Genomic DNA, 11,693 nt, shown 5'->3' on the forward strand with positions numbered 1-11,693 from the left:
CGTGGGATATGCTGGCGGCCCGTGGGACTTCAGTCGCGGGCTACCAAGTATGTCTTTGTCACCGGAGGCGTGGCCTCCTCTCTGGGTAAGGGTCTGACAGCGTCGAGCCTCGGCCAGCTGCTCACCTCTCGCGGGTTGCGCGTCACGATGCAGAAGCTCGACCCGTACCTCAATGTCGACCCCGGGACGATGAACCCGTTCCAGCACGGCGAGGTCTTCGTCACCGACGACGGTGCCGAGACCGACCTCGACATCGGGCACTACGAACGCTTCCTCGACCGCGATCTCGACGGCAAGGCCAATGTGACCACCGGTCAGGTCTACTCCGAGGTGATCGCCAAGGAACGGCGTGGCGAGTATCTCGGGGACACCGTGCAGGTGATTCCGCACATCACCGACGAGATCAAGAAGCGGATCACCGCCGCGGCCGAGCCGGACGAGCACGGGGCCACCCCCGACGTGGTGATCACCGAGGTCGGCGGCACGGTCGGCGACATCGAGTCGCTGCCGTTCCTGGAGTCGATCCGGCAGGTCCGCCACGACGTGGGCCGGGATCACTGCTTCTTCCTGCACGTGTCGCTGGTGCCCTACCTCGCCCCCTCGGGCGAACTCAAGACCAAGCCGACCCAGCACTCGGTGGCGGCGTTGCGCAACATCGGCATCCAGCCCGATGCGCTGGTCTGCCGGGCCGATCGCGAGATCCCCGAGGATCTCAAGCGCAAGATCGGCCTGATGTGCGATGTGGACTCCGAGGCGGTCATCGCCTGCCCGGACGCCCGCTCGATCTACGACATCCCGAAGGTGCTGCACGGCGAGGCGCTCGACGCGTACGTGGTGCGCCGGCTCGGCCTGCCCTTCCGGGACGTGGACTGGACGGTGTGGGGCGACCTGCTCGACCGCGTGCACAACCCGGCCGAGATCGTGCGCGTGGCCGTGGTGGGCAAGTACATCGACCTGCCGGACGCATACCTGTCGGTCACCGAGGCGCTGCGCGCGGGCGGATTCGCGCACCGCGCCAAGGTGGAGATCAAGTGGGTCGCCTCCGACGACGCGCAGACCTCGTCCGGTGCGGCCGCCGTGCTGTCCGATGTGGACGGTGTGCTGATCCCCGGCGGGTTCGGCATCCGCGGGATCGAGGGCAAGGTCGGCGCGATCGAGTACGCGCGCACCCGCGGGGTGCCGCTGCTCGGGCTGTGCCTGGGCCTGCAGTGCATGGTGATCGAATCGGCGCGGAACCTGGCCGGGGTCACCGAAGCCAACTCCGCGGAGTTCGACGAGGCCACCCCGCACCCGGTGATCTCCACGATGGCCGACCAGCGCGACGTCGTCGCCGGTGAGCGCGACATGGGCGGCACCATGCGGCTCGGCGCCTACCCGGCGAAGCTGAAGTCCGGGTCCCAGGTGGCCCGCGCCTACGGCGGCACCGAGGTGTCCGAACGGCACCGGCACCGCTACGAGGTGAACAACGCCTACCGCAAGCGGCTGTCCGAGGCCGGGCTGGTGTTTTCCGGCACCTCGCCGGACGACCGGCTGGTCGAGTTCGTGGAGCTGCCCGCGGACGTGCACCCGTTCTTCGTGGGCACCCAGGCGCACCCCGAGCTGAAGAGCCGGCCGACCCGGCCGCACCCGCTGTTCGCCGCGTTCGTCAAGGCGGTGGTGGACCGCAAGGCGGCCGAGCGGCTGCCGGTGGAGCTGCCGGAAACCCCGGTGGCGGTCCGGTGACCAAGCCCGGTACGCACGAATTCACCGTCGCCGGCAGCGAGGTCGTCCACATCGGACGCGTGGTCGGGCTGCGCATCGACGACGTGGTGATGCCCGGCGGCGGCACCGCGCGGCGCGAGGTGGTGGAACACCTTGGCGCGGTGGCGATCCTCGCGCTCGACGCGGACTGCGCGGTCACCCTGGTCCACCAGTACCGGCACCCGCTCGGGCGCCGGCTGTGGGAACTGCCCGCCGGGCTGATCGACCACCCGGGGGAGGAGCCGGTGGTGGCCGCGCGCCGCGAGCTGGTCGAAGAAGCCGGGCTCACCGCGCGGGACTGGGTGACGCTGGTCGACGTGGCCGCGTCGCCGGGGTTCACCGACGAGGTGGTCCGGGTGTTCCTCGCCCGCGAATTGTCCGAAGTGGACCGTGAGGTGCTCGGCGAGGAGGAGGCCGATCTCGTGGTGCGCAGGTTCCCGCTCGCCGAGGCGGTCCGCATGGCGCTGGCCGGTGAACTGGTGAACGGGGCCACGGTGTCCGGGGTCCTCGCCGCGCACGCGGTGGTCACCGGCGCCGTCGGAGCCCGCCCGGCCGACGCGCCGTGGCAGGACCGGCCCACCCGGTTCGCCCGCCGGCTCGCCGAAGCCTGATCGCAGGCTGTGAAGGGACCCTTTACGGACTCTGAGTCCGTAAAGGGTCCCTTCACAGACCTCCCCGGTGAGCACGGTGGTGGGTGGTCGCGGAGCTAGAGTGGCTCCGTGACGAGCCAGGGCGTGACCGACGTGATCGCCGCGTACCTCGACCACCTGGTGGTGGAGCGGGGTACGGCTCGCAACACGCTCGACAGCTACGCCCGCGACCTCCGCCGGTACGCCGCCCATCTGGCCGAGGAAGGCGTCGAACGGCTTCCTGACGTGGTCCCGTTGCACGTCACCTCGTTCGGCGCCGCCCTGCGCGAGGGTGATGCCGAGCATCGTCCCCTGGCTGCTTCGTCGGCTGCGCGGGCGTTGGTGGCGGTACGTGGGCTGCACAAGTTCGCGCACGCCGACGGCATCACCGAACACGACCCGGCTCGCGACGTACGTCCGCCTGCAGCAGCGAAGCGGCTACCCAAGGCACTGCCGGTCGCCGATGTGTTGAAGCTCCTCGACACCCCACCTCCGGACGGTGAGCGTCCGCTGCGTGACCGTGCGCTACTGGAGTTGCTCTACTCCACCGGGGCACGCATTTCCGAGGCCGTCGGGCTGGATGTGGACGATGTGGACGACGGCGAACGAACCGTGCTGCTGGACGGCAAAGGCGGCAAACAGCGCCTCGTACCGATCGGCCGTCCGGCGCTGGAAGCTCTGCACGCCTACCGCGTACGCGCCCGTCCCGCGCTCGCCGCGCACGGGCGTGGCACCTCCGCGCTGTTCCTCAATGCCCGTGGCAGCAGGCTTTCCCGGCAGAGCGCGTGGCAGGTCTTGAAAGACACCGCGGAACGCGCGGGGATCACTGCCGTCGTGTCACCGCATACGCTGCGCCACTCGTTCGCTACGCATTTGCTTGAAGGCGGTGCGGATGTACGCGTGGTGCAAGAGCTACTCGGCCACGCGTCGGTGACCACGACGCAGGTGTACACACTCGTCACCGTGACGACCCTTCGCGAGGTGTACGCGACTGCGCATCCGCGAGCCCTCGGTTGAGCGTGAAGGGCATTCGCACGCTGCGGTGACTCGGCCCCAGCGGTCCGGCGCGGCGCTTTGCCGGGGCTCCGGACCGCCGCATAGGCTGCCGGGGACCACGCCGAAGAGGAGCTTTCCCGCCATGTCGACACCGAGCCAGCCGGAGTACCCGGCCGCGTCCGCGGGGTCGGCCGCGGCGAACCTGGGCCGTGCGGAGATCGCCACCCCCGCCGAGCACGAGGGCGACGAGCCGGACCGCACGCCCAAGACGCGGGCGGAGCGTGCCCGGGCGCGGGCCAAGGAGCGCGCGGAGAGCGGGATCGGGCCGACCGGGCGGCCGTGGCGGGAGATTCCCGAGCCGCCGCCGCTGGAGCGGCACGGCCCGGCCAAGGTGCTCGCCATGTGCAACCAGAAGGGTGGCGTCGGCAAGACCACCTCGACCATCAACCTGGGCGCGGCGCTCGCCGAATGCGGCCGCCGGGTGCTGCTGGTCGATTTCGACCCGCAGGGCGCGCTGTCGGTCGGGCTCGGCATTCAGCCGCACGAGCTGGACCAAACGGTCTACAACGTCATCATGGAGCGCTCGGTGCGCATCGAGGACGTGCTCCGCAAGACCCGCGTGGACGGCGTTGACCTGCTGCCGAGCAATATCGACCTGTCCGCGGCGGAGGTCCAGCTCGTCGCCGAGGTAGGGCGCGAGCACACGTTGTTACGGGTCCTTCGTCCGGTGCTGGAGGACTACGACTATGTTCTTGTCGACTGCCAGCCCTCGCTCGGCCTGCTCACGGTGAACGCACTGACCGCCGCGGACGGTGTGATCATCCCCCTGGAGTGCGAGTTCTTCAGTCTCCGAGGCGTTGCGCTCCTGATCGACACCATCGAGAAGGTGCAGGAACGCCTCAACCCCAAACTGGACATAGTGGGGATTCTCGCCACGATGTACGACCCGAGAACCCTGCACTCGAAGGAGGTCATGGCTCGCGTGGTGGAGGCATTCGGCGAGACCGTGTTCGACACGGTGATCAATCGCACCGTGCGGTTCCCCGAGACGACGGTCGCGGGTGAACCGATCACGACCTGGGCTCCCAAGTCCGCCGGCGCGGCCGCCTATCGCGCGCTGGCCCGCGAGGTGATCGCTCGGTGAGCAGGCGCGCTTCCCTGCCCGGAGCGTCGGAGCTGTTCCGCCTCACCTCCCCAGCCTCCAGTCCCGCCCTCGACCGGCCGCCGTCACCCGCTCCGGCCCCGGGCCCGGCTTCGGCCGAGCCGCCGGCGGACGCCGATCACCTGACCCGCAACGCCGCGCGCAGCGGGTCCGGCCGGACCAAGCACGACGCGAAGATCACCGTGTACGTGTCCGGTGAGGAGCTGCTCGCGATGGAACAGGCCCGGCTCACGCTGCGGGCCAAGCACGAGCTGATCGTCGACCGCGGGCGTCTGGTCCGCGAGGCGGTCGCCGTGCTGCTGGCCGACCTCGACCAGCGCGGCGACGAATCGGTGCTGGTCCAACGACTGCGCGCGGTCGACGAGGACGGCGGAGCCGAGAGCTGATGGACGAACCGGCATCGGCCGCGCAGCCGGAGCCGGAACCGGCGGCCCCGGAACCCGCCGAGGGTGCCACCGTCGGCGAGGACGCCCCGGCCGCCGGGCCGGTCGATGCTGTGGCCACCGAGGCCACTGCGGGCGACGAGGCCGGAGACGCACGAGCAGGCAAGGCGGCCGCGGACGGCGGACCCGTCGAGAGTGGTCCGGCCACCGACCCCGTGGACGACGCCCCGGCCGCCGCGGATCCCGAGTCGCCGGAGCCGCACCAGACCGTGCACGGCGGCACCATCCCCGAGGGCATGGCCGCGGACCTGAGCACCTCGAAGTTCAAGGTGCGGCTGCGCAACTTCGAGGGCCCGTTCGACCTGCTGCTGCAACTGATCTCGCAGCACCAGCTCGACGTCACCGAGGTGGCCCTGCACCAGGTCACCGACGACTTCATCGCCTACACCCGGGCGCTGGGCGCGGACTGGAATCTCGACGAGACCACCGAGTTCCTGGTCATCGCCGCGACCCTGCTGGATCTCAAGGCGGCGCGGCTGCTGCCCTCGGCCGAGGTCGAGAATGAGGACGACCTCGCCCTGCTCGAAGCCCGCGACCTGCTGTTCGCCCGGGTACTGCAATACCGCGCGTACAAGCAGGTGGCCGCGTTGTTCGGCGAGCTGGAACAGAGCGCGCTGCGGCGGTATCCGCGGTCGGTGGCGCTGGAGGAGCGGTACGTCGGGCTGCTGCCGGAGGTCATGCTCGGCGTCACCCCGCAGCGCTTCGCCGAGATCGCGGTGGCGGTGTTCCGGCCGAAGCCGCCGCCGACGGTGTCCATCTCCCACATCCACATGGGCCGCGTGTCGGTTCGCGAGCACGCCGCCCTGCTGAGGGTGCGGCTCGCGGAGGCCGGGCAGGCCACGTTCCAGGACCTGGTTGCCGACTGCGAGCACACCGTGGAGATCGTCGCCCGGTTCCTCGCGCTGCTGGAGCTGTACCGCGAATCGTCGGTGCAGTTCGACCAGCTGGAGGCACTGGCCGAACTGCACGTCCGCTGGACCGGCGGCTCGGTCGCGGAGGCGTCCGCTGCCGCCGAACACGACCGCGCGGTCGCCGAAGAGGAGGAGTACGGGTGAGCACCGAAGACGACAACACTGCGGAACCCGTTGCGGCGCAAGCGGATTCGCCCGCCGAGGAATCGGCCCAGACTGCCGGGGCCGAGCCGGAGGCGCCCTCCGAGGCCGGGGAACCGCCGGTCGCTGAGTCCGAGGCCGACGCGTCCGAACCGGAAGAGGCCGAGGACGACGAGGCGGGCAACGGATTGCCCGACGTCGAAGACGACGAGGCGCTGGAAGCCGCGCTCGAAGCGTTGCTGCTGGTCGTCGACTCCCCGGTGAGCGAGGAATCGCTGGCCGAGACGGTCGGGCAGCCGGTCGCCAGGGTGAGCGTCGCGCTGAGCACGATGGCGCAGAAGTTCACCGACCGCGTCAGCGGGATCGACCTGCGGCGCGTGGGCGAGGGGTGGCGGTTCTACACTAGGGACACCTACGCCCCGTTCGTGGAGAAGCTCCTGCTGGACGGCCAGCGGTCGAAGCTGACCAGGGCCGCGCTGGAGAGCCTCGCCGTGATCGCGTACCGGCAGCCGGTGACCCGGGCACGGGTCGCGGCGGTGCGCGGCGTGAACGTGGACGGCGTGATCCGGACGCTCCTGGCCCGTGGGCTCATCGAGGAGATGGGCACCGACCCGGAGACGACCGGCACGCTGTACGTGACGACCGAGCTGTTCCTGGAGCGCCTGGGGCTGTCGTCGCTGAACGACCTGCCCCCGATCGCTCCGCTGCTACCCGAAGTGGACACCATCGATGACATCTGACGAACACCCCGACGGCGTCCGGCTGCAGAAGGTCCTCTCGCAGGCGGGCATCGCCTCCCGCCGCGCGGCCGAGGACCTGATCGCGGCCGGCCGGGTGGAGGTGGACGGCGCGGTGGTCACCGAGCTGGGCCGCCGCGTGCACCCGGACGAGGCGGTGATCCACGTCGACGGCACGCGGGTCAACCTGCGCGACGACCTGGTCTACCTCGTCTTCAACAAGCCCAAGGGCGTGCACTCCACGATGTCCGACGACCGGGGCCGCCCGTGCGTGGGGGACTACCTGCGCGGCCGCTGGGAGGAGACGCCCGGCGTGGTGCACGTGGGCAGGCTAGACGAGAACACCGAAGGCCTGCTGCTGCTCACCAACGACGGCGACCTCGGGCACCGCCTGATGCACCCGTCCTACCGGGTGCTCAAGACCTACTTCGCCGAGGTCGAGGGCCTGGTCCCGCGCGGGCTCGGCAAGCAGCTGCGGGCCGGCTGGGAGCTGCCCGACGGCCTGGTCAAGGTGGACCAGTTCCGGGTCAAGGACATGCACTCCGGCCGGACCATGGTGGAGCTGGTGATCCACGAGGGCCGCAAGCACATCGTGCGCAGGCTGCTCGCCTCGGCCGGGCATCCGGTGCGCAAACTGGTCCGCACCGCACTCGGCGACGTGCAGCTCGGCAGCCAGCGGCCGGGCACCATCCGCAGGCTCAACCGCGGCGAGGTCGGTGCGCTGTACCGCAACGTCGGGCTCTGACCCGGCCGGCCGGGGAAACCGTCCGATGTGGACTCCGGCGGGCTTCGATCCGGCCGGGTGGGAGGGTTTTCGCGGCGCCCTTACAGGGGCGGCCGATGTGCGGTCCTTGCCACCGGCTCGGCAGCCGTCGGGTTGATCGCCCGCGGCACTGCGGGGCGGCCTGCTCGGAGGTGTGCCGGCGCCGGGTGAGCCGGTACGACGGCGGCATTGTCGCCGACGTGGTCAGTACGCCGACCGGGCCGGGCGTCCGTGGGCAATGTCACTCGGCGATCTGGATCCGTTGCCTGGCCAGGAGAGCGGTCGTTGTGCGACGTCCGGTGCCCGCCGACCGGACCATTGGTGGCGGCGAGTGGCCGCATGCCGTTTCCCGCCGCGAGTAGGGCCGGGCAGTCCACACCGGTCCGCCGGGCAAGACCCGACTTTCCGCCGTGGCGGCCGGAACCGGCCCGCTTCTAGCGTTGGCGCCCCAGAATGCGGGGAGGCAACGGGATGCGTTTGGGTATCGGAGGGTGCGTGGCTGCGCTGCTCGCGGCCGGGCTGGTCGCCGCGCCGGCCACGGCCGCGGCTTCGGTTTCGGTTTCGGCGGGCAGCGGGCCGCAGTACGATTTCGCCGGGGCGATCCGGGAAACAGTGTGGGTGGACACCGGCCGTGACGGAGACGGCGACGGGCAGCCGGACCGGGTGGCCGCGGACATCGTCCGGCCCGCGGAAACCGCGAAGGCGGGCGCGAAGATCCCGGTGATCATGGACGCCAGCCCGTACTATTCCTCGGTCGGGCGCGGTAACGAAACCGAGTTCAAGACCTACGACGACCAAGGCCGCCCGGTCGGTTTCCCGCTGTACTACGACAATTACTTCGTCCCGCGCGGCTACGCGGTGGTGCTCGTGGACCTGGCGGGTACCAACCGTTCCACCGGGTGCGTCGATGTCGGCGGCGAGTCCGATGTGAACTCGGCGAAACGGGTCATCGACTGGCTGAACGGCCGGGCGACCGGCTACGGCGCGAAAACCGGCGGCGGCACGGTGACCGCCGACTGGACCAGCGGCGCCGTCGGCATGATCGGCAAGTCCTATGACGGCACCATCGCCAACGGCGTGGCCGCGACCGGCGTCGACGGGCTGAAGACGATCGTGCCGATCTCCGCGATCAGTTCCTGGTACGACTACTACCGTTCGGACGGCGCCGCCTTCGGCTTCGACCCGGCCGAGCTCGCGGCGACCGTCGAGGCCCGCAACGGTGGCCAGGATTGCTCCGCGGAGAACGGGAAACTCGTCGAAGGCGCGACCGCGAACGGGGATTACGGGCCGTTCTGGGCCGAACGTGACTACGTCGCGAAGGCGAAGAACGTTCGCGCGAGTGTGTTCATTTCGCACGGCGTCAACGACTTGAACGTCCGCACGATCAACTTCGGTCAGTGGTGGGATGCCCTCGCGGCCAATGGCGTCCAGCGCAAGATCTGGCTGTCGCAGACCGGTCACGTGGATCCGTTCGACTATCGGCGCGCGGAATGGGTCGAGACGCTGCACCGCTGGTTCGACCACTACTTGATGGGCATCGACAACGGCATCGAGAAGGATCCGATGGCGACTGTCGAGCGGCAACCAGACCAGTGGGCGGATCAGGCCACGTACCCGGCGAAGGACGCTTCGCAGACCACGCTGCACCTTCAGCCGGGCAACACCCCCGGCGTCGGCACACTGGGCACCGACGCTGCTTCGGGAACCACCTCGTTTACGGACAACGCGAAGGTCGGCGAAGTCGGCTGGGCGGCGAACCCGTCGGCCATGTCGCCGAACCGCGTGCTCTACAGCACGGGCGAGCTTGCTTCGCCGGTACAGGTCTCCGGTACTTCGTCGATCACCGTGACAGCGACGCCGAGTACGTCGTCCGCACGGCTGTCCGCGATGCTGGTGGACTACGGTCCGGCCACGATCCGGAACTTCTCCGCACGCGGCGAGGGCATCACCACCGGCAGCCAGGAAACCTGCTGGGGAGGCAACGCCCCCGGCGACGACGCTTGCTACAAGGTGACCACTGCGAACACTACGAAGGTGGACTACACCGTCCTCAGCCGCGGCTGGGCGGATCTGGCGAACTACCAGTCGCTGAGCCAGGAATCGCCGCTGACGCCGGGCCAGCCGTACACGATGACGTTCCGGCTGGCGAGCACCGACCATGTGATCCCGGCAGGCCACCGGCTGGCCCTGATCGTCGGCGGGACCGATGTCGACGTGATCACGCCACCGGCGCAGACCCCGAAGGTGACCCTCGACCTGGCGAAGACCTCCGTGCTCATCCCGCTGTCCGGCGCGTTGCCCGCGCATCCTCAGGCAGGCGGGCTTCCGGCCGGCCCGCTGGCGCACGTCTCGAGGCGGGCGGCCGTCGATCTCCGGTGAGGAAAGCGGCGTAGGGGAGTGAGCACGTGGGGCTCGCGGGCATCTCAGGCACGTGTCGAACATGCGTGTCGCCTCGGGTTCTGTCGGACCCGGCTTCTAGGATGGCCGCGTGACCGTGACCGTGCCTGCTCCCGACCAGAACTTTGGCGAAGTGTTCACCCGCCGCTGGGTGGTGGACGTGGTGCTCGACCTGGTCGGATACACCGTAGGTCGGCCTCTCGGGGATCTTCGTCTTGTGGAGCCTTCGTGCGGGACCGGGGCCTTCCTGCTCCCGGCGGTGGAGCGATTGATCAAGTCCGCGAAGGCCGAAAGACGTGCGCTGACGAGCTTGGGTAAGGCCATCCGCGCTTACGATCTGCAGGCTGGGAACGTGCGAACCGCTCGTGCCCGGTGTAAGAGCCTGCTCATCGACTCGGGTGCGTCACCCGCTGTAGCTGCGAATTTGGCTCGGCAATGGGTGAGACAGGCAGATTTTCTGCTTTCCGAAATCGAGAACGAGAAGATTGATTTTGCTGTCGGAAATCCGCCCTATATCCGATATGATGACCTTTTCAGGGAAACCTCTGAAGAGTATCGCGCGAAATGGCGGACCATGCGCGGCCGAGGTGACATATATATCGGATTCTTCGAGCGTTGCCTGGCCATGCTGAAACCAGGCGGTCGAGTGGGATTCATTTGCGCAGACCGTTGGATGAGGAATCAGTATGGAACGGCATTACGCGAACTGGTCGCTCGTGAATACTCGGTTGAGCAGGTGTGGACGATGCACGACGTCGATGCCTTTGAATCAAAGGTCTCGGCATATCCGGCGATCACTGTAATTGCTCATGGTGAACAGGGTCCGGTCGTCGTGGCGGATGCGGTTTCGGGTTTTGGCGATTCTGCTGCGCGTGCCCTGGTAAAATGGTCGCAGGATGGTGTGGGGACATCTTTTCGCGGCTCAGGGGTGCGTGGACACCGGCTTCCGCATTGGTTTGAGGGTGCAAGTCTCTGGCCTGCTGGTACGCCGGCCAGGCTTGCCATGATCGAGTATCTCAATGACTCTTGCGGGCCGTTGCACGATCCGGTGCGCACTGGAACGAGGGTTTCGATCGGTGTCGCGACGGGGGCGGACAAGGTATACATCACTAAAGACAGGGCGGAATCAAATGATCATGGCGACACATGGCTCGCCAGCAGATCGCTGAAAACTTCAATTGGCTTACGCCAGTTCAGGGTCTCACGCGGCCTACCGTTCAACCGTGTCGCTACTTTATCAAGTTCCGCCTGAGTGTGCAAGGACAAGTCTGTGCCCTTCGGAAAATACTGGCGGAGTAGCCCGTTGGTATTCTCGTTGCTACCGCGCTGCCACGGCGAGTGGGGGTCGCAGAAATAGACCGGCATCCCAGTCCGGATCGTGAAGTCCGCGTGCCGAGCCATTTCTTTCCCTTGGTCCCAGGTCACACTGTTCCGCATGAATTCTGGAAGGGTCTGCATTTTCCTGGCCAGTAGCGCCGCGACCCGTTCAGCATTGCGGTCATACGGGATTCGTACGAGCATGACGAACCTTGTGGTGCGCTCGACCAGTGTGGCGATCTGGGATTTGTTCCCCTTGCCGATAATGAGGTCACCCTCCCAAAATCCGGGCACCGCACGGTCGTCGGCCTCCTTGGGGCGCTCGCTGATGTTCACCATGTCGAGGATCTTCCCCCTGGTTGAGGTCGCGCGGGACCGGTTGACCCGACGGGTCCGGCCCTGACGCAAGGCAATCGTCAGCTCGGTGCAGAACTCGCCACGTGCTTGCAAATATTCA

Annotated in this window: 11 protein-coding genes; 10 read left to right on the forward strand and 1 reads right to left on the reverse strand. The window is 68.4% G+C overall.

The features are described 5' to 3' along the window. The first annotated feature begins 21 nt into the window (after positions 1 to 21). From D5S19_RS26690 to D5S19_RS26735, 10 genes are all read left to right on the forward strand, one after another. Positions 22 to 1,722: a CTP synthase gene (locus D5S19_RS26690; protein ID WP_120026143.1), complete on the forward strand. Its 1,701-nt coding sequence runs from the start codon at positions 22 to 24 to the stop codon at positions 1,720 to 1,722. After that, on the forward strand, positions 1,719 to 2,351 hold the full coding sequence (locus D5S19_RS26695) for an NUDIX domain-containing protein (protein WP_120026144.1): 633 nt from the start codon (positions 1,719 to 1,721) through the stop codon (positions 2,349 to 2,351). Before D5S19_RS26690 ends, D5S19_RS26695 begins: the two co-directional genes overlap by 4 nt. Positions 2,352 to 2,483: 132 nt before the next feature. Further along, entirely contained in the window at positions 2,484 to 3,386 is a 903-nt protein-coding gene (gene xerD / locus D5S19_RS26700) for a site-specific tyrosine recombinase XerD (RefSeq protein WP_120026153.1), read from the forward strand. A gap of 121 nt (positions 3,387 to 3,507) precedes the next feature. Beyond that, a complete protein-coding gene (locus tag D5S19_RS26705; RefSeq protein ID WP_120026145.1) occupies positions 3,508 to 4,509 on the forward strand; it encodes a ParA family protein in 1,002 nt (333 codons plus the stop codon). After that, entirely contained in the window at positions 4,506 to 4,913 is a 408-nt protein-coding gene (locus D5S19_RS26710) for a cobyrinic acid a,c-diamide synthase (protein ID WP_120026146.1), read from the forward strand. The genes D5S19_RS26705 and D5S19_RS26710 overlap by 4 nt, the downstream gene beginning before the upstream one ends. A gap of 293 nt (positions 4,914 to 5,206) precedes the next feature. Then, positions 5,207 to 6,025 carry a segregation and condensation protein A gene (locus D5S19_RS26715; protein WP_407641794.1) on the forward strand — a complete coding sequence of 273 codons (819 nt, stop codon included), beginning with the start codon at positions 5,207 to 5,209 and terminating at the stop codon, positions 6,023 to 6,025. Then, positions 6,022 to 6,762 carry an SMC-Scp complex subunit ScpB gene (gene scpB / locus D5S19_RS26720; RefSeq protein ID WP_120026147.1) on the forward strand — a complete coding sequence of 247 codons (741 nt, stop codon included), beginning with the start codon at positions 6,022 to 6,024 and terminating at the stop codon, positions 6,760 to 6,762. The genes D5S19_RS26715 and scpB overlap by 4 nt, the downstream gene beginning before the upstream one ends. Continuing rightward, a complete protein-coding gene (locus D5S19_RS26725) occupies positions 6,752 to 7,504 on the forward strand; it encodes a pseudouridine synthase (protein WP_120026148.1) in 753 nt (250 codons plus the stop codon). Before scpB ends, D5S19_RS26725 begins: the two co-directional genes overlap by 11 nt. Positions 7,505 to 7,993: 489 nt before the next feature. Then, positions 7,994 to 9,901 carry a Xaa-Pro dipeptidyl-peptidase gene (locus D5S19_RS26730; RefSeq protein ID WP_120026149.1) on the forward strand — a complete coding sequence of 636 codons (1,908 nt, stop codon included), beginning with the start codon at positions 7,994 to 7,996 and terminating at the stop codon, positions 9,899 to 9,901. A 109-nt stretch (positions 9,902 to 10,010) separates the two neighbouring features. After that, positions 10,011 to 11,171, forward strand: a complete 1,161-nt coding sequence (locus D5S19_RS26735) for an Eco57I restriction-modification methylase domain-containing protein (RefSeq protein ID WP_120026150.1) — start codon at positions 10,011 to 10,013, stop codon at positions 11,169 to 11,171. Here D5S19_RS26735 and D5S19_RS26740 read toward each other — a convergent pair. Further along, positions 11,054 to 11,693: IS30 family transposase (locus D5S19_RS26740; RefSeq protein ID WP_120026155.1), on the reverse strand; the 640-nt coding region annotated here is incomplete at its 5' end. The two genes, D5S19_RS26735 and D5S19_RS26740, sit on opposite strands and share 118 nt — an antisense overlap.

The sequence above is a fragment of the Amycolatopsis panacis genome, from assembly GCF_003600245.1.
GTDB classification, from domain to species: domain Bacteria; phylum Actinomycetota; class Actinomycetes; order Mycobacteriales; family Pseudonocardiaceae; genus Amycolatopsis; species Amycolatopsis sulphurea.